This window comes from Pseudomonas alloputida (assembly GCF_021283545.2).
Lineage (GTDB): Bacteria > Pseudomonadota > Gammaproteobacteria > Pseudomonadales > Pseudomonadaceae > Aquipseudomonas > Aquipseudomonas alloputida.
On the sequence record NZ_CP128540.1, the window covers coordinates 2,058,158 to 2,080,331 of the forward strand.

The window sequence follows — 22,174 nt, forward strand, 5'->3', positions numbered from 1 at the left end:
TTCTCCTACGGTCTGTACTGCGCGAACAGTCAGAAGCGAGTTATGGCCCTCCTCCTCCCTTCAAGTCCTACCATACAAGCGGGTTTACCCGCGAATGCGTCGGCAAATTCAATGACGCATTCGCGGGTAAACCCGCGCCCACCCGTCAGCGGAAGCTGTAGGAAACCCCGGCATACACGCCAAATCCTTCGCCCGGTGTCGAACGGGCATTGTCCTGGCCGGCGTCGTTGTAGGCCGGCGTCACGGTCGCTGCATAGCGCTGGTTGGTCAGGTTGCGCAGGTCCAGCCAGGTCTGCCAGTCCTGTTTCGGTGAGTCCCAGCCAACGCGCGCACCGAGCAAGGCATATTCATCGGCGTGGTAGCTATTGGCATAGTCCACCTGCACCTTCGAGGCCATTTGTGTATTGACCCCGGCATAGAAGCCGTTCGGCCAGTCATAGCGCAGCTCGGCCTGGTAGTAGTGCATGGGGATGCCGGGCAGACGGTTGTCGCCAAACGTGTCGTCATCACGGTAGTGGAAGTCGCTGAAGGTGTAGGCCTGGCGCAAGCTCAGCTTGCCAGTGCCCGCGCGCTCCCACAGGGTGCTGTCGAGGCCGGCTTCCACGCCTTGGTGCACGGTAGCGCTGGCGTTGAATTCCGAGGTGAAGTTCGGCACTACCTCAACGGCCAGCAGTTCGTGGCGTACTTGCGAGTAGTACCAGGCCAGGTCCCAGCGGCCGAGCGCCGAGTCGCCACGGGCGCCCAGTTCCAGGGTGGTGGCTGTCTGGTTCTGCATCTCGATCGGCTGGATCTGCTTGCCGCCTGTGCTGGGCGCGCTCCAGATCAGCGACCACGGGTGTGGCGGCTCTACCGAGCGGCTCAGGTTGCCGTACACCTGCAAGTCCGGGCGGATGTCGTAGCGCAGCCCCAGGCGGGGGGCATAGTCCCAGTCATGCATGCTCACCTTGCCGCCTTCAGAGGGGTAGGTCACGTCACTTTCGCGGCGCGTGTAGATCATGGCCAGGCCGGTGCTCAGCCACAGGTTGGGGACCAGTTCCAGGTCGTTGCCAACATGCAGCACGGTGTCCGAGCCCTGGTAGGTGAAGTCTCGGGTGCGCTCGCCGAACACATCGCCATTGCGGGTAAATTGCGAAGCGCCGCTGTTGGGCAGGTGCTTGGTGGTACGCCAACCGACGGTGGTCTTGCTCTCGCGGCCGAACAGTGTGTCGCGGCGGAAATAGTTCAGCGTGCCGCTGACATCGGTATAGGCGACCTTCAGGCGCATGGGGCCTTCGCGCAGGTCCATCGGGTAGTCGTGATAGACCAGGCCGGCTTCCAGGCGTGCCTCGTCTTCGAGGTAGAAGGTCGTCTTGTTGCCCACCCAGGTGCTGCCTGGTTGCGGGCGGCTGTCGTCGCGTGCCAGATAGTTGGGGTTGGCCGCGCGCGGGTGGTGCTTGATCTGGTCCTTGGTCAGGCGGCCGGGCAGTTCGTTTTCAGTTTCCCGATAGCGCAGGTAGAAGCGGGTTTCCAGGTTGGGGTTGAAGCGGTAACCGGCATTGGCGGCAATGCCCTTGGCGCTGCCGCTGCTGTGCGCCTGGTAGCCGTCATATTCCGAATCGGTCAGGGCCACGTAATAGTCAAGGTTGCCCAGCACCTGGCCCGAACTGATGTGCCGATGCTGATAGCCGCGGCTACCGACTTCGTAGCGTACTTGCAGTGCAGGCGCGTCGTAGCCGGTGTGGGTGACGTAGTTGATCGCACCGCCCAAGGCCAGGGAGCCTTGGTCAAAGCCATTGGCGCCACGCAGCACTTCGGCACGGCTCAGCCACAGCGGTTCGAACAGTTCGTAAGGCGTGCCGCCCGGGCCGGTCAACGGCAGGCCGTCGAACATGGTGTAGACACCGGAACCGTGCGCCCCCGGCGCACGGTTGAGGCCCGAGCCGCGTATCGACAGCTTGATGCCATCGTTACCTGCCGATTGGGCGAACACCCCTGGCTGGTAGGCCAGCACGTCCTGGTTGCTGGCCACTCGGCCTTGCCCCACGCGCTGCATGTCCACCAGGTTGCTGGCTCCCGGTATTTCACGCAGGCGCTCGCCGGCTGCCGTCAGCTCGTTCTGCTCCTCATCGGTGATCAGCACCCGGCCCAGTTCGACCGCGGATGCCCCCAGGGCGGGCTGGGTGGCAGCCAGTGCCGCCAGCAGGCCGAGGCAGGATGAGAGGGGTAAATCGGAACGCATTGTACGACTCCAGGCGAAAGGCGAATGGACAACGGCGTTGAGACGAGCGAAATGCGGCTTGGAGCACGCAGAAAGTCAGCAAATCGTGCGCATCCTTCGTCATACGGTCTTGTACGAAAGTTCTTTACAAACCACGGCGGTGGAGGCAGGTGGCCTGTGCTTCGTAAGGTGACTGCAGGTAGGCAGCAATGCCCCGCTCAATCACCCGTGGAGTTCAAACATGACTGACAACGCTCGACACTCGCAGCAACCCCTGGCGGACGCCCCGGTTCGCCTGACGCCACGTGAACAGCAAGTGCTGTTGTGGTGTGCTTATGGCAAGAGCTCGTGGGAGATCGGCCAGATCCTTGAATGCAAGGAGTCGACGGTGAATTTTCACGTATCCAACATCCTGCGCAAATTTGAAGTGCCTACCCGGGTGGCTGCTGTGATCAAGGCCATTCGCTACGGCATGCTGGCCGAGCAGTAAGGGGGTAGCGCATGAGCAACGATCCACGGCTACCGCGCTTTGCCGATTGCCATGATCCGTTCTGGCCACGGGTCGACCTGGGCAGGTTGCGGGAGCACCTGCAACTGCCGCGATCTGTCAGTGAAGCTGCATTGGAAGTGGCCGCGCGTTGCGCTGCCATCGAGGCAGCACGCGAATTCGCCCGCTGGCGGTCAGTACTGCGAGAGCGGGGCTACAAGCGCCTCGAGGATGTGGCCGGTCATGATCATGGGCGGGCCTTGCGGGTGTGCTACATCCGTTTTGTCGAAGCGGCGGTCATGTATAGCCTGGGTTCAACCGCCTGTCTGCCTGTTCCGCGCGGAGGGCAAGTGCATGCCTGAGCTATCAGTTTTTGACAACCTGGCCCAGGCATTGGTGGCGTTCCTGGGTGTGGATGGCGATGTCCTGTTCGCCGCGCTGCTGGGAGCACTGTTGGTGAGCGCGGCACGCGATCGATTGATCACCAGTCAGGCCAGGCGCCTGACACTGGCCAAGAAACTCCTGCTGCTATTCGTGACCGTGGGCGTGGGCCATTTGTTCGAGCCACTGGTTTCGTCATTGGTGCCTTTGCTGACCCGGGGCATGGCGGCATTCGTGGCCGCTGTGGTGGTGATCCCCATCAGCCTCAAGGTCATGGTCTGGCTGGATACACTCGACCCACGCGAACTCATCCAGCGCTGGCGCCGTCGGGGTTAGCCACTGGTTGCGCCGCCGAGCTCGCTCAGTTGCTGTTCCAACTGCTGGATGCGCTGTTTGTCCTTGATGAACAGCAGGATGGCCTGGCGATCGCTGTGCGAGAGCGTGCGCAGCCGTTCGAGCATGTCGCACTCCCAACCCACATCACTTGGGGCGGCGTTGTGCTCGGCTTGGCCCAGCAATAGCCAGTCCAGTGAGCATGCATGCTTTTTGGCGATATCTATGCAAAGTGAGTAAGGAATGCTTTCGCGAACCTTCCAGCTGCTCAGCGTTTGCGGGCTGACCGACAGTGCACGTGACAGCTCGGCATCAGTGTTTGCGCCAGTAAGAAGCTTAAGGCGGGTGAGCACCTCAGCAAGTATGTGAGTACTCATAACAAATATCCATGACTGGTTTAATGATATTCCATGGGCTTAAACTACTCGTTATGAATACAGCCCTGCGTTTTAAGGAGCACTTCTGCAATGAGAACCATCAAATTGAAGAATACACCCACAGTTGCAGCCAATACTGACACACAGGCTAGCCTGGACAATGCTAGCAGGTACTTGCCGTGAGTACTTACAAGCTGGTTTGCCCGCATTGCCACAGCCGGATGCGCATACGTACTAGCGAAGGGCGCCATATTTTCCTGCGAATCGCTTATTTGCAATGCACCACCGAGGCGTGTGGCTGGTCAGTGCGCGCCGAATTCGAAATGACCCATGAACTCTCCCCCAGCGGCATGCCCAACCCGGAAGTGTACCTGCCTTCGGCCAATGGTGATTTGCGCAAGGCCGCCTTGCCGGGCGCAGGCCAGGGCAGTCCGAGTGAGTGAGGCACCCGTGGGCGCAGGTAGCAAAACGTGCAGATAAAAAAACACCCCGCCTAGGCGGGGTGTTTTCTGTTACCGGGGCTGCCGGGGTGATCAACCGATCAGTTGCAGGCCCGCTTGCTGAACCATCTCCAGCAGGGGCTGCGGGTACACACCCAGTACGAAAGCGAGAATGGCGATAGCCAGCAGCATGACACCGCCGGTGCGCTGTTCCCACTTGAGCGGGGCGTCGTGACGACGCAGGTTCGGCTCGACCAGGTACAGGGTAACCATGACGCGCAGGTAGTAGTACACGCCGATGGCGCTACCGATCACCAGCGCACCGACCAACCACCACAGGTGCGATTCGACACCGGTAGCGATGATGTAGAACTTGCCGATGAAGCCGGCGGTCAGCGGGATACCCGCCAGCGACAGCATCATCACGGTCAGTACCGCTGTCAGGTACGGGCGGCGCCAGAACAGGCCGCGGTACTCGTACAGGGCATCGGCGTCACGGCCGCCGTATGGCGAGGACATGAGGGTGATGACGCCGAAGGCGCCCAGGCTGGTGATCACGTAGGTGACCAGGTAAACGCCCATGGCTTCCAGGGCCAGGCCCTTGCTGGCGACCAACGCGATGACCAGGTAACCGAAGTGGGCGATGGACGAGTAACCCAGCAGACGCTTGAGGTTGCTCTGGGTCAGCGCCAGCAGGTTACCAATCAGGATCGAGGCTACGGCAATCACCGCCAATACGGTGCTGAGCACGCCGCTGCTGGCAGCAGGGGAGAGCATGAACAGGCGTACGACAACGGCGAATACTGCCACCTTGCTGGCGGTTGCCAGGAACGCGGCGACCGGCGCCGGAGCGCCTTCGTACACGTCCGGGGTCCACAGATGGAACGGTACCAGCGACAGCTTGAAGGCCAGGCCAACCAGCATCATGCCCAGGCCCAGCTGGGCCACCAGGCTTGGCATGCTGGTGGTAGCCAGGGCCTTGCCGATCTGGTCGAAGCTCAGGCTGCCGGCGTCGGCGTACAGCAGGGCCATGCCGAACAGCAGGAAAGCCGAGCCTGCGGCCGACAGCACCATGTACTTGATGCCAGCTTCCAGCGATCGCTTGTTGAAGAAGGCATACGCCACCAGGCCGTAGACCGGTACCGACAACAGCTCCAGGCCGATGAACAGGCCGGCTAGGTGGTTGGCGCTGACCAGCACCAGGCCACCGAGGGCCGACATCAGCAGCAACAGGTACAGTTCTTCACGGTTGCCCGGGAAACCCTTGGCGCCCTCGCCGAGGTAGGCGTGGGCGAGGGTGACGCAGGCCAGCGTCGCCACGAGGATGATCGCCATGTACAGGCAGGCGAACTTGTCGATGGTGATCAGCGATGTGACCGCCAGCGGCGCGACCTTCAGCGCCGGCAGGAGCGACAGCAGGGCCAGGTTCAGGCCCACGGTGGACAGCAGGAAGGTCTGCGAGTGGTTGCGCTTCCAGGCGATCGCCAGCATCACCACCACCGTGGTGATGGTGGTGATCAGCATCGGCGCCAATGCGATGAAGTGTTGAGTGGTGAATTCCATAGCGCTCTTACCGGGCCGAAGCGAGTTGAGTGAAAGCGGATCCGAGCCACTGCTGCACACCACTCATGGTGGCGGCAGAGGTGTCGAGGAACGGCTGCGGATACACGCCCAGCAGGATCAGCAATACCGCCAGACCCAGAACCATGATCAGTTCGCGACCGTCCATGCCGGCCAGCACGGTGTCGGTCTTGGCCGGGCCGAAGTAGGCACGGTGGATCATGATCAGCGAGTAAACAGAACCGAACACCAGGCCGGTAGTGGCGATCACGGTGATCCACGGTACATGCACGAAGCTGCCGATCAGGATCAGGAACTCGCCGACGAAGTTGCCGGTGCCTGGCAGGCCCAGCGATGCCGCTGCGAAGAACAGGCTGATGGCCGGCAGGTAGGCGATGCGGTGCCACAGGCCACCCATCTGACGCATGTCACGGGTGTGCAGGCGCTCGTACAGCTGGCCGGACAGGATGAACAGCGCCGCAGCCGACAGGCCGTGGGCCAGCATCTGGATCACCGCACCTTGCAGGGCCTGCTGGCTGCCGGAGTAGATACCGATCAGCACGAAGCCCATGTGCGAGACGCTGGAGAAGGCGATCAGGCGCTTGATGTCGGTTTGTGCGAAGGCCAGGAAGGCACCGTAGAAGATACCGATCAGGCCCAGGGTCATGGCGATCGGCGCGAACTCGGCCGAGGCGTTCGGGAACAGCGGCAGAGCGAAGCGCAGCAGGCCGTAGGCCGCGGTCTTCAGCAAGATACCCGCCAGGTCCACCGAGCCTGCGGTCGGTGCCTGGGCGTGAGCGTCAGGCAGCCAGGAGTGGAACGGCACCACTGGCAGCTTCACCGCGAAGGCGATGAAGAAGCCCAGCATCAGCACGTACTCGATACCGGCCGGCAACTCGGCCTTGAGCAGGTCGCTGTAGTTGAAGGTGAGCACGCCAGTGGTGTTGTAGTTGACCAGCACCAGGCCCAGGATCGCCACCAGCATGATCAGGCCGCTGGCCTGGGTGAAGATGAAGAACTTGGTCGCCGCGTAGATCCGGGTCTTCTTGCCGTCTGCCGAGCTGTGACCCCAGAGCGCGATGAGGAAGTACATCGGCACCAGCATCATTTCCCAGAAGAAGAAGAACAGGAACAGGTCCAGGGCCAGGAACACACCGACCACGCCGCCGAGGATCCACATCAGGTTGAGGTGGAAGAAGCCGACGTGGCGCTGGATCTCTTTCCAGGAACACAGTACCGACAGCACACCGAGCAGGCCGGTGAGCAGGATCATCAGCAGCGACAGGCCGTCCAGGGCCAGGTGGATGCTGATGCCGAAACGCTTGATCCACTCGACTTTGTATTCGAGAGCCCAGGCCGGTTCGGCGCCCGGGGCGGGAGCAAGGGTGTAGTCGCCGGTACCCCACAGCCACAGGCCGATGCCAAGCAGCAGGGACATGGTAAGCAGCGCGATCCAGCGCGGCAGGGTGGCGCCGAAGCGCTCACCCAGCCAGCAGAGGAAGCCGCCGATGAAGGGGATCAGGATCAGCCAAGGCAAAATCATGACGGGTTGGTTTCCTTTGGCAAAGTCGCAAGATTCATAGTCATACCGCAGCCACTACCACGGCACCGAGCACCAGCACGGCACCCACGGCGATAGAGGCGGTGTACCAGCGCAGTTGGCCAGTCTCGGTCTTGCTCATGGCCACGTGGCCACCACGCGCCATCCGAGGAATCAGGCCGATGGTGCGGTCAACCGGGTCCTTGCGCAGGATGTGGCTGATCAGCAGGTACGGTTTGACGAAAAGCTTGTCGTAGATCCAGTCGAAGCCCCAGGCAGCGAACCACCAGGCCGACAGGACGCGACCGATGCCACTGTTGGCGACGGCGCTGACGAAGCGGCGCTTGCCCAGGAACAGCAGGGCGGCCAGCAGGATACCGGCGATGGCGATGGCACCCGAGGTGATCTCCAGCGCGTGCTTGGCTTCGCCACCGGCATGGCCGGCGCTTTCCGGCAGCACACCGGCCAGCGGCGGGGTGATCCAGGCGCCGACGAAAGTCGACAGCACGATCAGCACGCCCAGCGGCAGCCAGTGGCTGATGCCGTGGCCAGCGTGGGCTTCGGTCTTGGCTTCGCCGTGGAAGGCGATGAAGATCAGGCGGAAGGTGTACAGCGAGGTCATGAACGCGCCTACCAGGCCGGCATACAGCAGGCCGGTGTTGCCGCTGGCGAAGGCTTCCCAGAGGATCTCGTCCTTGGAGTAGAAGCCTACGGTCACGATCGGCAGGGCCGCCAGTGCCGCACCACCGACCACGAAGCTGGCGTAGGCCAGCGGCAGTTTCTTCCACAGGCCGCCCATCTTGAAGATGTTCTGCTCGTGGTGGCAGGCAACGATCACCGCACCGGAGGCAAGGAACAGCAGGGCCTTGAAGAAGGCGTGGGTCATCAGGTGGAAGATCGCCGCGTCCCAGGCACCCACGCCCAGGGCCAGGAACATGTAGCCGATCTGGCTCATGGTCGAGTAGGCGAGGATACGCTTGATATCGGTCTGTACCAGCGCAGCGAAGCCTGCCAGTACCAGGGTCAAGCCACCGACCACACCTACAAGGTGCAGGATGTCCGGCGCCAGCAGGAACAGGCCGTTGGTACGGGCGATCAGGTACACGCCCGCGGTCACCATGGTTGCGGCGTGGATCAGTGCCGAAACCGGAGTCGGGCCCGCCATGGCGTCGGCCAGCCAGGTCTGCAATGGCAGCTGCGCCGATTTACCGACCGCACCACCCAGCAGCATCAGCGTGGCCAGCACCATCCAGGTGTCGCCAGCCTGGAACTTCTGCGGTGCCAACACCAGCAGTTCCTGCACGTTCAGGGTGCCCAGCTGGGCGAACAGGATGAACAGGCCGATGGCCATGAACACGTCGCCGATACGGGTGACGATGAATGCCTTGAGTGCCGCGTTACCGTTGTTGCGGTTGCTGTAGTAGAAACCGATCAACAGGTACGAGCACAGGCCCACGCCTTCCCAGCCGAAGTAGATGAACAGCAGGTTATCGCCAAGGATCAGGAACAGCATGCTGGCGATGAACAGGTTGGTGTACGAGAAGAAGCGCGAGTAGCCGGCTTCGCCACGCATGTACCAGGATGCGAACAGGTGGATCAGGAAGCCGACACCGGTCACCACGCCGAGCATGGTGACCGACAGGCCGTCCAGGTACAGGGTGAAGTTCGGCGCGAAGCCGTCCACCGACATCCACTGCCACAGCAGCTGGCTGTACGCGCCGCCCTCAGGCGGGGCGACGTTGAACTGCCAGATGACGTAGGCGGCCGTGGCGGCCGACAGGCCTACCGAGCCGACGCCGATCAGGGCGGACAGGTTCTCCGAGAACCGTCCGCGCGAGAACGACAGCAGCAGGAAGCCGATGAGGGGAAAGACGAAAGTCAGGAAGAGAAGGTTCATCCGCGCATCTCACTGGCAGCATCGATGTCGAGAGTGTGGAAGCGGCGATACAGCTGCAGCAGGATGGCCAGGCCAATGCTGGCCTCGGCGGCTGCCAGGCTGATCACCAGAATGAACATCACCTGACCGTCGGGCTGGACCCAACGGGCACCGGCGACGACGAACGCCAGGGCAGAGGCGTTCATCATGACTTCCAGGCTCATGAGCACGAAGAGGATGTTGCGGCGGACCATCAGGCCAACCAGACCTAAGCAGAACAGGATGCCGGCGACCGCCAGCCCATGCTCGAGAGGGATAGCACCCATGATTTACTCCTTCGCCTCGTTGCGGCCCAGGTGGAAGGCGGTGACGGCTGCAGCCAGCAGCAGCATCGACGCCAGTTCGACCACCAGCAGGTACGGGCCGAACAGGCTGATGCCCACGGCTTTCGGGCCCACGGTGGTACCGCTGATGCCGGCGCCGCTCGGGGCGACGAACAGGACGTACAGCAGCTCCGCCAGCAGCAGGGTGCCGAGGATCACTGGCCCTGCCCAGATACCGGGCTTGAGCCAGCCCCGTTCCTGGGCGACCGAAGCCGGCCCGAGGTTGAGCATCATCACCACGAACACGAACAGCACCATGATGGCGCCGGCGTAGGCGATCACTTCCAGGGCGCCGGCAAACGGCGCACCCAGGGCGAAGAAGATCATGGCCACGGAAATCAGCGAAATGATCAGGTAAAGCAAGGCGTGCACGGGGTTGGTGCCAGTTACCACCCGAAGGGTGGAGACCACGGCGATCCCGGATGCGAAGTAGAAAGCGAATTCCATCTTTCTGTCCTTATGGGAGCAAGCTCTTCACGTTGATCGGCTCGGCTTCGTTCTGTGCAGAGCCCTTCGGCTTGCCAGCGATTGCCATACCCGCAACACGGTAGAAGTTGTAGTCAGGGTTCTTGCCGGGGCCGGAGATCAGCAGATCTTCTTTCTCGTACACCAGGTCCTGACGCTTGAACTCGGCCATTTCGAAATCCGGAGTCAGCTGGATCGCGGTGGTCGGGCACGCTTCTTCACACAGGCCGCAGAAAATGCAACGCGAGAAGTTGATGCGGAAGAACTCCGGGTACCAGCGGCCGTCCTCTGTCTCGGCCTTCTGCAGCGAAATGCAGCCCACCGGGCAGGCCACCGCGCAGAGGTTGCACGCTACGCAGCGCTCCTCGCCATCGGGGTCGCGGGTGAGGACGATGCGGCCGCGGTAGCGCGGCGGCAGGTACACGGGTTCTTCGGGGTATTGCAGGGTGTCGCGCTTGCGGAACCCGTGGGAGAACACCATTGCCAGGCTGCGCAGCTGGGTGCCGGTGCCCTTAACGATGTCGCCGATATACTTGAACATGGGTCAAATCCTCACTGGGCCGCGACGGCTGGCGTGTTGTAGAGCACGATCGCAGCGGTCACCAGCAAATTGATCAGGGTCAGCGGCAGGCAGAACTTCCAGCTGAAGTCCATCACCTGGTCATAGCGTGGGCGCGGGATCGAGGCGCGCAGCAGGATGAACAGCATGATGAAGAACGCGGTCTTCAGGGCGAACCACAGGAACGACAGTTGCGGCAGGATGCCGAACGGGCCGTGCCAGCCGCCGAAGAACAGGGTTACCAGCAGCGCCGAGATGAGGATGATGCCGATGTACTCACCGACGAAGAACATGCCCCACTTCATGCCGGCATACTCGATGTGGTAGCCGTCGGCCAGTTCCTGTTCTGCTTCCGGCTGGTCGAACGGGTGACGGTGAGTCACGGCGACGCCAGCGATGAAGAAGGTGCAGAAGCCGAAGAACTGCGGAATGATGAACCACAGGTTCTGCGCCTGGTACTCAACGATGTCGCGCATGTTGAACGAACCCACCTGCACCACCACGCCCATCAGCGCCAGGCCCAGGAACACTTCGTACGACACGGTCTGTGCCGAAGCACGCAAGCTGCCCAGCAGGGCGTACTTGTTGTTCGACGACCAGCCGGCGAACAGCACCGCGTAGACCGACAGGCCGGCCATGGCGAAGAAGAACAGCAGGCCGATGTTCAGGTCGGCAACGCCCCAGGTCGGGGTGATCGGGATGACCACGAAGGCGATCAGCAGGGCGCTCATGGCCACTACCGGTGCCAGGGTGAAGATCACGCGATCGACGAAGGGTGGGTTCCAGTCTTCCTTGAAGAACATCTTCAGCATGTCGGCAGCGATCTGGAACATGCCGAACGGGCCGACGCGGTTCGGACCGTAACGGTCCTGCCACCAGCCCAGCAGGCGGCGCTCGACGAAGCTGAGCAGCGCACCGCAGACCACCACCGCCAGCAGGACCACGATGGCCCGCAGCACGGTGAGGATCACATCGATCACTTCGGGGGTGAACCAGCTCATTGTGCTGCCTCCTGCAGACCTTCGACGGATGCACCGAAGATGGCAGGCGGAATGCCAGCCAGGCCTTTCGGCAGCGCGACCAGGCCAGCGCCCAGCTCTTCATTGATACGCAGCGGCAGGCGCAGGGCCACACCGGCGACGTTCAGGCTCAGCAGGGCGCCGTCGTTGACGCCCAGGCGGTCGGCTTCGGACTTGGCTAGGGCCACGTAGGCAGCCGGGATGCGTTCTTGAACCGGGGCGGCGCGCGAGGAGCTTTCTTCGCTGCCGAACAGGTGGAAGAACGGCACGGCAGTCCAGATGCCACGGGCCGGGTTGAAGGCCCCCGGAATGGCGTTGAACCAGTTCAGGCGGTCGCCTTGCGATTCGATCAGGCGTACGCCTGGGTCACCGGCACGCAGGTGGCCACCGACCTCGTCCTGAAACTTGTTCCAGGCTTGTGGGGAGTTCCAGCCCGGCGACCAGGCGAATGGCACCTGCTGGCGCGGTTCGGCCGAACCCGAGTAGCCTTCCATGGAGAAGGCGAACGCGGTGTCCTTGTCTTGCGGGGTGCGCGGCTCGTGCACACTGATGTTGGCACGCATGGCGGTACGGCCGGAGTAGCGCAGCGGCTCACGGGCCAGCTTCATGCCCTTGATGCGGAACGCAGCGCTCGGCGCGGCGTTGACGATGCCAGCCAGTTGCGGAGCGGCTTCGGCGCAGGCGCTGGTGACGTGGTCCAGCTGGGTCCAGTCGACCGGCTTGTTCAGCAGGGTGGCACGCAGGGCGTGCATCCAGCGCCAGCCTTCGTGGATCTGGATGCTGCTGTCCAGGTACTGCGGGTCGAACACCTGGAAGAAGCGCTGGGCACGGCCTTCCTGGCTGACCAGGGTACCGTCGCCTTCGGCGAACGAGGCGGCCGGCAGCACCAGGTGGGCGCGGTCGACGGTGGCGGTTTTGGAGTGGTCGGCAACGATCACCACCTTGGCCGCAGCCAGGGCAGCATCGACCTTGGCGGCCGGTACGCGGGCGTACAGGTCGTTTTCCAGCACCACGATGGCATCGGCTTTGCCGCTGATGACCGCGTCTAGGGCGGCATCGACCGACTCGCCACCGAGCATGGCCAGGCCGAGGCTGTTGGCCTCAGGCACCACCAGGCTCAGCGAGCCGTTTTTCTCGCGCAGCTTCAGGGCCTTGGCGATGTTGGCAGCCGCTTCGATCAGCGCCGGGTCGGCCAGCGAAGTACCGGCTACGACCAGTGGGCGCTTGGCGGCGACCAGGGCGTCGGCGATGCGCTGGGCCAGGGCCTGGGCTTCGTCGTCCAGGCCGGCGACGGCAGGGGCGCTCGGGTCGATGGCGTGGGCCACGGCGAAACCGATGCGGGCCAGGTCGGCCGGCGCGGCGTGTACGCACTCTTCGGCGACGTCGTCCAGCTTGGTTTCAGCCAGGGATGCGATGAACAGCGGGTACAGCGCGTGCTGGCCAATGTTCTTCACGGCAGCGTCGAGCCAAAGCTGCACTTTCATGGCTTCGGCCATGGCCTCGGCCTTGCCTTTGGTGGCCTGGCGCACGGCCAGGGCAACGCGGGCAGCGGTCTGGGTCAGGTCTTCACCGAGCACGAACACGGCGTCGTGGTCTTCGATGTCGCGCAGGGTCGGCACGGGCAGCGGGCTGTTGTTCAGCACGTTCAGGGCCAGGCGTACGCGGGCCAGTTCGCCAGCTTCCATGCCCGAGTAGAAGTACTCGGCGCCGACCAGCTCACGCAGGCCGTAGTTGCTTTCGAGGCTGGCGCGTGGCGAGCCGATACCGACGATGGTACGGCCGCGTAGCAGGTCGGCGGCCTTGTCCAGGGCGGCGTCCAGGCCCAGCTTGGTGCCGTCGGCCAGTTGTGGCTGGCGTGGGCGGTCCTTGCGGTTGACGTAGCCGTAGCCGAAGCGGCCGCGGTCGCACAGGAAGTACTGGTTGACCGAACCGTTGAAGCGGTTTTCGATACGGCGTAGTTCGCCGTAGCGCTCACCCGGGCTGATGTTGCAGCCGCTGGAGCAGCCATGGCAGATGCTTGGGGCGAACTGCATGTCCCACTTGCGGTTGTAGCGTTCGGAGTGGGTCTTGTCGGTGAATACGCCGGTCGGGCAGACCTCGGTCAGGTTGCCGGAGAACTCGCTTTCCAGCACACCGTCTTCGACGCGGCCGAAGTACACGTTGTCGTGGGCGCCGTAGACGCCCAGGTCGGTACCACCGGCGTAGTCCTTGTAATAGCGCACGCAGCGGTAGCAGGCGATGCAGCGGTTCATCTCATGGGCGATGAACGGGCCGAGGTCCTGGTTCTGGTGGGTACGCTTGGTGAAACGGTAGCGGCGCTCGTTGTGGCCGGTCATTACCGTCATGTCCTGCAGGTGGCAGTGACCGCCTTCCTCGCACACCGGGCAGTCGTGCGGGTGGTTGGTCATCAGCCATTCGACGACGCTGGCGCGGAACGCCTTCGACTCTTCATCGTCGATGGAAATCCAGGTGCCGTCGGAAGCAGGGGTCATGCAGGACATGACGATACGACCACGGGTGTCGTTCTCGTCGGTGTACTGCTTGACTGCGCATTGCCGGCAGGCACCAACGCTACCAAGCGCCGGGTGCCAGCAGAAATAAGGGATGTCGAGGCCGAGCGACAGACATGCCTGTAACAGGTTGTCTGCACCGTTGACTTCGAGCGCTTTGCCGTCTACGTGGATAGTGGCCATTGTTCAAAGTTCTTCGTTGGCCCGCGTGAGCGGGCGTGGCTAATGGAAATCGGTGAGCTTGCGACACGCCTCGATTGCTCGGGCCTGCCGGTAAGCTGGCGAGTGGCACGGACCACCCGCCTAATCATCTTGTTATGCGCCGACCACGATCGGCTTCGCCAGGTCGGGGCGCAGGGTGGCAGCGCTTTCTGGCGCCACGCCGGCCTCGAACTCCGAGCGGAAGTATTTGATGGCACTGCCCAGCGGCTCGACGGCACCCGGTGCGTGAGCACAGAAGGTACGGCCCGGGCCGAGGAAGTTGACCAGCCCCAGCAGCGTCTCGATGTCCTCGGCGCGGCCTTGGCCGTTTTCCAGCGCGCGCAGCATCTTCACGCTCCACGGCAGGCCGTCACGGCATGGGGTGCACCAGCCGCACGATTCGCGGGCAAAGAACTCTTCCATGTTGCGCAGCAGCGACACCATGTTGATGCTGTCGTCGACCGCCATGGCCAGGCCAGTACCCATACGGGTGCCGACCTTGGCGATGCCACCGGCGTACATTTGCGCATCGAGGTGCTCAGGCAGCAGGAAGCCGGTACCGGCGCCGCCTGGCTGCCAGCACTTGAGCTTGAAGCCATCGCGCATGCCACCGGCGTAGTCTTCGAACAATTCGCGGGCGGTAACGCCAAATGGCAGTTCCCACAGGCCTGGGTTCTTCACCTTGCCGGAGAAGCCCATCAGCTTGGTGCCGTGGTCCTCGCTGCCTTCGCGGGCCAGCGACTTGTACCAGTCGTTGCCGTTGGCGACGATGGCCGGGACGTTGCACAGGGTCTCGACGTTGTTCACGCACGTCGGCTTGCCCCACACGCCAACGGCGGCAGGGAAGGGCGGCTTGGAGCGCGGGTTGGCGCGGCGGCCTTCCAGCGAGTTGATCAGCGCGGTTTCTTCACCGCAGATGTAGCGGCCTGCACCGGTGTGCACGAACAGCTCGAAATCGAAACCGCTGCCCAGGATGTTCTTGCCCAGCAGGCCGGCGGCCTTGGCTTCATCGATGGCGCGGTTGAGGTTTTTCGCTGCGGTGGTGTACTCGCCACGCAGGAAGATGTAGCCGCGGTAGGCCTTCAGGGCGCGGGCGCTGATCAGCATGCCCTCGACCAGCAGATGGGGCTGTTGCTCCATCAGCATGCGGTCCTTCCAGGTGTTCGGCTCCATTTCGTCCGCGTTGCACAGCAGGTAGCGGATGTTCATGGATTCGTCTTTGGGCATCAGGCCCCACTTCACGCCAGTGGGGAAACCTGCACCGCCACGGCCTTTGAGGCCGGAGTCCTTGACGCTCTGCACGATGTCGTCGGCGGACATTTGCGCCAGCGCCTTGCGGGCTGCGGCGTAGCCGTTCTTCGATTCGTACTCGGCCAGCCAGACCGGCTCGCCGTCGTCACGCAGGCGCCAGGTCAGCGGGTGGGTTTCGGCCGAGCGCGCGATGCGGTTGGCCGGGCCGAAGGAAGTAATGGTCATACGTAACCCTCCAGCAGTTTGGAAACGCCAGCCGGCTGCACGTCACCGAAGGTGTCGTCGTCGATCATCAGTGCCGGAGCCTTGTCGCAGTTGCCCAGGCAGCACACGGGCAGCAGGGTGAAACGGCCGTCGGCAGTGGTCTGGCCGAGGCCGATGCCCAGCTCGCTCTGGATCTGGCTGACCACCGACTCATGGCCGCCGATGTAGCAGACCATGCTGTCGCACACGCGGATGATGTGGCGGCCGACCGGTTGGCGGAAGATCTGGCTGTAGAAGGTGGCGACACCCTCGACGTCGCTGGCCGGAATGCCCAGCACTTCGCCGATGGCGTGAATGGCGCCGTCCGGCACCCAGCCACGCTCCTTCTGGACGATCTTCAGGGCTTCGATGGACGCCGCGCGCGGGTCCTCGTAGTGATGCATTTCGTGCTCGATGGCCGAGCGCTCGGTTTCGCTCAGGGCGAAACGGTCTGTCTGGATAAGCGTGCTGTTCATGCTTAGCGGTCCACGTCAGCCATAACGAAGTCGATACTGCCCAGGTACGCAATGAGGTCGGCAACCATGCTGCCTTTGATCACCGAAGGGATCTGCTGCAGGTGCGGGTAGCTCGGGGTGCGGATCCGGGTGCGGTAGCTCATGGTGCCGCCATCGCTCGTCAGGTAGTAACTGTTGATGCCCTTGGTCGCTTCGATCATCTGGAACGACTCGTTGGCCGGCATGACCGGGCCCCACGAGACTTGCAGGAAGTGCGTGATCAGGGTTTCGATGTGCTGCAGGGTGCGCTCTTTCGGCGGCGGCGTGGTCAGCGGGTGATCCGCCTTGTACGGGCCTTCCGGCATGTTGCGCAGGCACTGGTCGATGATGCGGATACTCTGACGCATCTCCTCGACACGGACCATGCAGCGATCGTAGGCATCGCCGTTGTGGGCCAGCGGTACTTCGAACTCGAAGTTCTCGTAGCCGGAGTAAGGGCGGGCTTTACGCAGGTCGAAGTTGCAACCGGTGGCACGCAAGCCGGCACCGGTGGTGCCCCATTCCAGCGCTTCCTTGGTGTTGTACGCGGCAACGCCGATGGTACGGCCCTTGAGGATGCTGTTTTGCAGGGCGGCCTTGGTGTATTCGTCGAGGCGCTTGGGCAGCCATTCGACGAAGTCCTTGACCAGCTTGTCCCAGCCACGTGGCAGGTCGTGGGCGACGCCACCGATGCGGTACCAGGCCGGGTGCAGGCGGAAGCCGGTGATCGCTTCGATCACGGTGTAGGCGCGCTGGCGGTCGGTGAAGGTGAAGAACACCGGGGTCATGGCGCCGACGTCCTGGATGTAGGTACCCAGGAACAGCAGGTGGCTGGTGATGCGGAAGAACTCGGCCAGCATGATGCGAATCACGTCGACCTTCTGCGGCACCTTGATGCCGGCCAGCTTCTCTACCGCAAGCACGTACGGCAGGTTGTTCATCACCCCGCCGAGGTAATCGATACGGTCGGTATAGGGGATGAAGCTGTGCCAGGACTGGCGCTCGGCCATTTTTTCGGCGCCACGGTGGTGGTAGCCGATGTCCGGTACGCAGTCGACGATTTCTTCACCGTCCAGCTGCAGGACGATACGGAACGCACCGTGCGCCGAAGGGTGGTTGGGGCCGAGGTTGAGGAACATGTAGTCCTCATTGGCGCCCTGACGCTTCATGCCCCAGGCTTCCGGGTTGAAGCGTGCCGATTCCTCTTCAAGCTGCTGCTTGGCCAGGGTCAGGCTGTAGGGGTCGAACTCGGTCGCACGAGCAGGGTAGTCCTTGCGCAGCGGGTGACCTTCCCAGGTCGGCGGCATCATGATGCGGCTGAGGTGCGGGTGGCCGGCAAAGTCGATGCCGAACATGTCCCAGACTTCGCGCTCGTACCAGTTGGCGTTTGGCCAGATGCCCGTCACGGTCGGCAGGTTCAGGTCGCCTTCGCTGAGCGACACCTTGATCATCACATCGCTGTTACGCTCGATCGACAACAGGTGGTAGAACACGCTGAAATCGGCGGCTGGCAGGCCACGGCGCTGGGTGCGCAGGCGCTCGTCGACGCCATGCAGGTCGTACAGCATGCTGTAAGGCTTGGCGACGCCGCGCAGGAAGCTGAGCACCTCTTTGAGCTGGGCGCGTTTTACCCACAGCACGGGCATGCCGGTGCGGGTTTCCTGGGCGACGAATGCATCGGCGCCAAAACGGTTGTTCAGTTCGACGACCACATCCTGGTCGTCAGCCTTGTAGGGCGGAATGAAAATAGCGTTGTCCGCTGTCATGGTCTCGGTCGCTTTGGGTCAACGTTAAGAATGAAGCCAGGCCGCCGGCTCCTTCGGGAGCGGGCGGCAGGTCGCTGGATCAGACTTCGTCGGGGCTGCGCAGGTTGGTTACTGCAATGCGCTGCTCACGACGCAGGTCTTTCTGGGCTGGCATCTCGGCACGGTAAATACCTTGATCACCAACAACCCAGGAAAGCGGGCGTCGTTCTTGGCCGATCGACTCCTGCAGCAGCATCAAGCCTTGCAGGAAAGCCTCAGGGCGTGGCGGGCAGCCAGGCACATAGACGTCCACGGGGAGGAACTTGTCGACCCCCTGAACGACCGAGTAGATGTCGTACATGCCACCGGAGTTGGCGCACGAACCCATGGAAATGACCCATTTCGGCTCGAGCATCTGCTCGTAGAGGCGCTGGATGATCGGCGCCATCTTCACGAAGCAGGTACCGGCAATGACCATGAAGTCGGCCTGACGCGGCGAGGCCCGGATGACTTCGGCGCCGAAGCGGGCGATGTCGTGGGGTGCCGTGAAGGCCGTGGTCATTTCCACGTAGCAGCAGGACAGGCCGAAGTTGTACGGCCAGAGGGAGTTCTTGCGGCCCCAGTTGACCGCGCCACGCAGCACATCTTCAAGTTTGCCCATGAAGATGTTCTTGTGGACCTGGTCCTCCAGCAGTTGATCGGTGACGGTTTCCCGTTCACCGACCGGGTACTGCTCGTTGGGCGCATCCGGATCGATTCTGGTGAGATTGTATTGCATGCCAAAGCCTCATTGTTTCAGCTTCGCTTGCCGCTTGCGGCGACCTTCGGGAGCCCAATCAAGTGCCCCGACGCGCCATAGGTAGACAAGACCTGCCAACAGAATTGCTATGAAAACGAGTGCTTCGACGAATCCGGTCCAGCCGCTTTCGCGGACGGACACAGACCATGCAAAGAGAAAGAGGGCTTCGATATCGAAGATCACGAACAGCATCGCGACCAGATAGAATTTGGCGGACAGGCGCAGGCGAGCGCTGCCGACGGGCAGCATGCCGGATTCGAAGGGTTCGTTCTTGGCGCGGCCCCAGGCCTTGCTACCGAGCAGGCTGGACAGGCCGAGCATGAAGGCGCACAGGCCGACGACACCCAGGAGGAAGATGGCAAAGCCCCAGTTGTGGGCGATGAGTCCTGCCGAATCGGACATGCTAGAAATCCTTATACAGAGACCCAGCTCTGCAGTCTGAAATAAGTGTAGAGCGGCGACTTGGCGTCGCACATGCAGTGACCAAATGTCGCAGCCGGATCAATCGCGCTGATTTTATGGGTAAACCTGGTGCAAGTAAAATTTCTGTCGCAAATTTATTCGTAGGATTAAGTACAAAAAACGTTCGTAACTGGCTGAGAGCCTTGAAATTCGGGCATTACGCGCGGTTTTGTTAATTATGTTTCTTGCAGCGGGTAACGAATTGCAAACCCTGTAATGATAATTAATATCATTTGAACTGCTGCGCTCGAATTTCGCTGTTCTGCGCCTTGTAAAGTTCATCTGGCGATTCCCCCTACTTGCAATTGCAAAAAAACCTTGTTCTAGCAGCTCTCGGTCCTGCGCGCACCGCTCTGGGTCAATACTTTATCGGTTGAGCGATGACCGACTGATGAAGCGATGGCCCATTGGCCGAGCCAGTAGGCGAGGATGATCAGGTACGGTGCGGCGGCGAACGGGCTGATGAAGCGGTCGATGCCGATCAGGCTGTCGGAGAACACGAACAGGCCGGCACCCAGTGCTGCCACTCCCCCGCAGGCCAGTGCGCGCCAGAGCATGGCGCTGATGGCCAGGGCGTAGAGTGCTACCGGGATCAGCAACGGGCCGAGGCCGTTGCTGGCCAGTACGCCGAGCAGCGCGATGCCAGTGATTGCGCTGAAGATCAGTGCGGGCAGGGCGGGGCGCAGGGTAATGCCGCAATAGCCGCGCAGGTAAGCAAGGTGGGCGCAAAGGAAGGCGGCCAGGCCGAACACGAACAGGTCGGCGGGGATGGCCAGCAGGATGTCACCGAGTACCGAGAAGCCCAGGCCGATCGAGATCCACGTGCGATAAGGCGAAACCGGGGTGCTGCGCAGCCAGGCAATCAAGGCCAGCACCGGGATGGGTTTGGCCATCAGGGCGAGCATGGTGTTGTCGCTGGCCAGTGCATATATATAGAGGGCAGCGGCGGTCAGGGCGAGAATCATCAGGTGGCTTGGACGAGGCATGGGCGGTCCTTGCTGCTGGGCTGCCACAAGCATAGCCCTGATCCGGGGTTTTGCTGTGGCCTGTGCCGGCCCTTTCGCGGGTGAACCCGTTCCTGCAGCGGCCTGCGCCCAATCGCCGATGTGTGTCTCCTCCCGATCAGTGTAGGTGCGGGTTTACCCGCGAATACGGTAGCGGCGGAAACGGTGAACGGCTGGTAAAAATTGGCCAGCAGGCCCGGCCCTTTCTCGGGTAAAAACAAAGGCCCGGAGCTTTCACAAGCCCCGGGCCTTTGTTCAACGGCAACCCACTATCAGTGGAACTGCTCTTCTTCGGTCGAACCGGTCAGTGCAGTCACCGACGAAGCGCCGCCCTGGATCACGGTGGTCATGTCGTCGAAGTAGCCAGTGCCCACTTCCTGCTGGTGCGCCACGAAGGTGTAGCCCTTGCTGGCGTCAGCGAATTCCTGCTCCTGCAGCTTCACGTAGGCGGTCATGTCGTTGCGGGCGTAGTCGTGCGCCAGGTTGAACATGCCGTGCCACATGTTGTGGATGCCGGCCAGGGTGATGAACTGATGCTTGTAACCCATGGCCGACAGTTCGCGCTGGAACTTGGCGATGGTGGCGTCGTCCAGGTTTTTCTTCCAGTTGAAGGAAGGCGAGCAGTTGTACGACAGGATCTGGTCCGGGTACTCCTTCTTGATCGCCTCGGCGAAGCGACGGGCTTCGTCCAGGTCCGGCTTGGCGGTTTCGCACCAGATCAGGTCGGCGTACGGGGCGTAGGCCAGGCCGCGGGCAATGGCCTGGTCGAGGCCGGCGCGGACCTTGTAGAAGCCTTCGCGGGTGCGCTCGCCAACCACGAACGGCTGGTCGTACGGGTCGCAGTCGCTGGTCAGCAGGTCGGCGGCGTTGGCATCGGTACGCGCCAGGATGATGGTCGGTACACCCGACACGTCAGCGGCCAGGCGAGCGGCCACCAGCTTCTGCACGGCTTCCTGAGTCGGCACCAGCACCTTGCCGCCCATGTGGCCGCATTTTTTCACCGAGGCCAGCTGGTCTTCGAAGTGCACGCCGGCGGCGCCTGCTTCGATCATGTTCTTCATCAGCTCGTAGGCGTTCAGTACGCCACCGAAACCGGCTTCGGCGTCGGCCACGATCGGCGCGAAGTAGTCGATGTAGCCGTCGTCGCCCGGGTTCTTGCCGGCTTTCCACTGGATCTGGTCGGCGCGGCGGAACGCGTTGTTGATGCGTTTGACCACGGTCGGTACCGAGTCGACCGGGTACAGCGACTGGTCAGGGTACATCGACTCGGCCGAGTTGTTGTCGGCGGCAACCTGCCAGCCGGACAGGTAGATGGCCTGGATGCCGGCCTTGACCTGTTGTACAGCCTGGCCGCCGGTCAGGGCGCCCATGCAGTTGACGAAATCTTTGTCGGGGCGGAAGGACGGGTGGGCACCTTCGGTGACCAGCTTCCACAGTTTTTCTGCGCCCTGACGCGCAAAGGTGTGCTCAGGTTGCACGGAGCCACGCAGGCGAACGACATCAGCGGCGGTGTAGGTACGGGTCACGCCTTTCCAGCGCGGGTTTTCGGCCCAGTCTTTCTCGAGGGCTGCAATTTGCTGTTCGCGTGTCAGTGCCATGGAAATAAACCTCGTCGCATCGATCTTGGGTTAATTGTGCTGATGCTCGGAGCAGATCAGGTGCCTGGCGGCTGTCCTGTTCGCAGGAATGCGGCGGCGAACGCGAAGGCTCGAAGGGGAAGGGTGGGCAGACCAGGCGAAGGTGTGCTCCGGCAGGTCGGCTCGTGGTTGCCTTGCTGCGGTGCGACGCGATTGCCAGTACTGCGGTGATGCGCTTCCGTCCCTCGGGACAACTTCTTCGTTGCAGTCG

At 62.6% G+C, this 22,174-nt stretch carries 21 protein-coding genes; 4 read left to right on the forward strand and 17 right to left on the reverse strand.

Features of this window, described 5'->3' with window-relative positions:
* Nucleotides 1-145: 145 nt before the first annotated feature.
* Nucleotides 146-2,218 carry a TonB-dependent receptor family protein gene (locus LU682_RS09425; RefSeq protein ID WP_010954910.1) on the reverse strand — a complete coding sequence of 691 codons (2,073 nt, stop codon included), beginning with the start codon at nucleotides 2,216-2,218 and terminating at the stop codon, nucleotides 146-148.
* Between the two features lie 220 nt (nucleotides 2,219-2,438).
* On the opposite strand from LU682_RS09425, the gene LU682_RS09430 reads away from it, so the two are divergent.
* Genes LU682_RS09430 through LU682_RS09440 form a run of 3 tightly spaced genes read left to right on the forward strand, consistent with a single transcriptional unit; the run spans nucleotide 2,439 to nucleotide 3,401 of the window.
* Entirely contained in the window at nucleotides 2,439-2,687 is a 249-nt protein-coding gene (locus tag LU682_RS09430; RefSeq protein WP_003251454.1) for a helix-turn-helix domain-containing protein, read from the forward strand.
* An 11-nt stretch (nucleotides 2,688-2,698) separates the two neighbouring features.
* Nucleotides 2,699-3,046 (forward strand): head completion/stabilization protein, encoded by a 348-nt coding sequence (locus LU682_RS09435; protein ID WP_060489089.1) that lies wholly within the window; start codon nucleotides 2,699-2,701, stop codon nucleotides 3,044-3,046.
* Complete coding sequence (locus LU682_RS09440; protein ID WP_060489088.1) at nucleotides 3,039-3,401, forward strand: hypothetical protein; 363 nt, start codon at nucleotides 3,039-3,041, stop codon at nucleotides 3,399-3,401. The genes LU682_RS09435 and LU682_RS09440 overlap by 8 nt, the downstream gene beginning before the upstream one ends.
* Here the strand turns inward: LU682_RS09440 and LU682_RS09445 are convergent.
* Nucleotides 3,398-3,775 (reverse strand): helix-turn-helix domain-containing protein, encoded by a 378-nt coding sequence (locus LU682_RS09445; protein WP_010954907.1) that lies wholly within the window; start codon nucleotides 3,773-3,775, stop codon nucleotides 3,398-3,400. The genes LU682_RS09440 and LU682_RS09445 overlap by 4 nt on opposite strands.
* Nucleotides 3,776-3,954: 179 nt before the next feature.
* On the opposite strand from LU682_RS09445, the gene LU682_RS09450 reads away from it, so the two are divergent.
* Nucleotides 3,955-4,218, forward strand: a complete 264-nt coding sequence (locus tag LU682_RS09450) for an Ogr/Delta-like zinc finger protein (protein WP_010954906.1) — start codon at nucleotides 3,955-3,957, stop codon at nucleotides 4,216-4,218.
* A 90-nt stretch (nucleotides 4,219-4,308) separates the two neighbouring features.
* Here LU682_RS09450 and nuoN read toward each other — a convergent pair whose 3' ends face one another.
* The 15 genes from nuoN to aceA form a co-directional block, all read right to left on the reverse strand.
* Entirely contained in the window at nucleotides 4,309-5,778 is a 1,470-nt protein-coding gene (gene nuoN, locus LU682_RS09455) for an NADH-quinone oxidoreductase subunit NuoN (protein WP_010954905.1), read from the reverse strand.
* A gap of 7 nt (nucleotides 5,779-5,785) precedes the next feature.
* Nucleotides 5,786-7,318 (reverse strand): NADH-quinone oxidoreductase subunit M, encoded by a 1,533-nt coding sequence (nuoM, locus tag LU682_RS09460; RefSeq protein WP_010954904.1) that lies wholly within the window; start codon nucleotides 7,316-7,318, stop codon nucleotides 5,786-5,788.
* A gap of 40 nt (nucleotides 7,319-7,358) precedes the next feature.
* A complete protein-coding gene (gene nuoL, locus LU682_RS09465; RefSeq protein ID WP_010954903.1) occupies nucleotides 7,359-9,212 on the reverse strand; it encodes an NADH-quinone oxidoreductase subunit L in 1,854 nt (617 codons plus the stop codon).
* Nucleotides 9,209-9,517, reverse strand: a complete 309-nt coding sequence (nuoK, locus tag LU682_RS09470; protein WP_003251446.1) for an NADH-quinone oxidoreductase subunit NuoK — start codon at nucleotides 9,515-9,517, stop codon at nucleotides 9,209-9,211. The genes nuoL and nuoK overlap by 4 nt, the downstream gene beginning before the upstream one ends.
* 3 nt (nucleotides 9,518-9,520) lie before the next feature.
* Nucleotides 9,521-10,021, reverse strand: a complete 501-nt coding sequence (nuoJ, locus tag LU682_RS09475; RefSeq protein WP_003251444.1) for an NADH-quinone oxidoreductase subunit J — start codon at nucleotides 10,019-10,021, stop codon at nucleotides 9,521-9,523.
* A 10-nt stretch (nucleotides 10,022-10,031) separates the two neighbouring features.
* A complete protein-coding gene (nuoI, locus tag LU682_RS09480) occupies nucleotides 10,032-10,580 on the reverse strand; it encodes an NADH-quinone oxidoreductase subunit NuoI (protein ID WP_003251442.1) in 549 nt (182 codons plus the stop codon).
* An 11-nt stretch (nucleotides 10,581-10,591) separates the two neighbouring features.
* Nucleotides 10,592-11,599 (reverse strand): NADH-quinone oxidoreductase subunit NuoH, encoded by a 1,008-nt coding sequence (gene nuoH / locus LU682_RS09485; protein WP_003251440.1) that lies wholly within the window; start codon nucleotides 11,597-11,599, stop codon nucleotides 10,592-10,594.
* Nucleotides 11,596-14,310 carry an NADH-quinone oxidoreductase subunit NuoG gene (nuoG, locus tag LU682_RS09490; RefSeq protein WP_232885759.1) on the reverse strand — a complete coding sequence of 905 codons (2,715 nt, stop codon included), beginning with the start codon at nucleotides 14,308-14,310 and terminating at the stop codon, nucleotides 11,596-11,598. The genes nuoH and nuoG overlap by 4 nt, the downstream gene beginning before the upstream one ends.
* 132 nt (nucleotides 14,311-14,442) lie before the next feature.
* Nucleotides 14,443-15,804: an NADH-quinone oxidoreductase subunit NuoF gene (gene nuoF / locus LU682_RS09495; RefSeq protein ID WP_010954901.1), complete on the reverse strand. Its 1,362-nt coding sequence runs from the start codon at nucleotides 15,802-15,804 to the stop codon at nucleotides 14,443-14,445.
* Nucleotides 15,801-16,298: an NADH-quinone oxidoreductase subunit NuoE gene (gene nuoE, locus LU682_RS09500; protein ID WP_003251433.1), complete on the reverse strand. Its 498-nt coding sequence runs from the start codon at nucleotides 16,296-16,298 to the stop codon at nucleotides 15,801-15,803. The genes nuoF and nuoE overlap by 4 nt, the downstream gene beginning before the upstream one ends.
* Before the next feature lie 2 nt (nucleotides 16,299-16,300).
* Nucleotides 16,301-18,082 (reverse strand): NADH-quinone oxidoreductase subunit C/D, encoded by a 1,782-nt coding sequence (gene nuoC, locus LU682_RS09505; RefSeq protein WP_010954900.1) that lies wholly within the window; start codon nucleotides 18,080-18,082, stop codon nucleotides 16,301-16,303.
* Nucleotides 18,083-18,161: 79 nt separating this feature from the next.
* Nucleotides 18,162-18,839 (reverse strand): NuoB/complex I 20 kDa subunit family protein, encoded by a 678-nt coding sequence (locus LU682_RS09510; RefSeq protein WP_003251429.1) that lies wholly within the window; start codon nucleotides 18,837-18,839, stop codon nucleotides 18,162-18,164.
* 9 nt (nucleotides 18,840-18,848) lie between these two features.
* Nucleotides 18,849-19,262, reverse strand: a complete 414-nt coding sequence (locus LU682_RS09515) for an NADH-quinone oxidoreductase subunit A (protein ID WP_003251427.1) — start codon at nucleotides 19,260-19,262, stop codon at nucleotides 18,849-18,851.
* A 383-nt stretch (nucleotides 19,263-19,645) separates the two neighbouring features.
* Nucleotides 19,646-20,308, reverse strand: a complete 663-nt coding sequence (locus tag LU682_RS09520; RefSeq protein ID WP_172835032.1) for a lysoplasmalogenase — start codon at nucleotides 20,306-20,308, stop codon at nucleotides 19,646-19,648.
* Nucleotides 20,309-20,598: 290 nt separating this feature from the next.
* On the reverse strand, nucleotides 20,599-21,924 hold the full coding sequence (gene aceA, locus LU682_RS09525; protein ID WP_010954897.1) for an isocitrate lyase: 1,326 nt from the start codon (nucleotides 21,922-21,924) through the stop codon (nucleotides 20,599-20,601).
* Nucleotides 21,925-22,174: the final 250 nt, after the last annotated feature.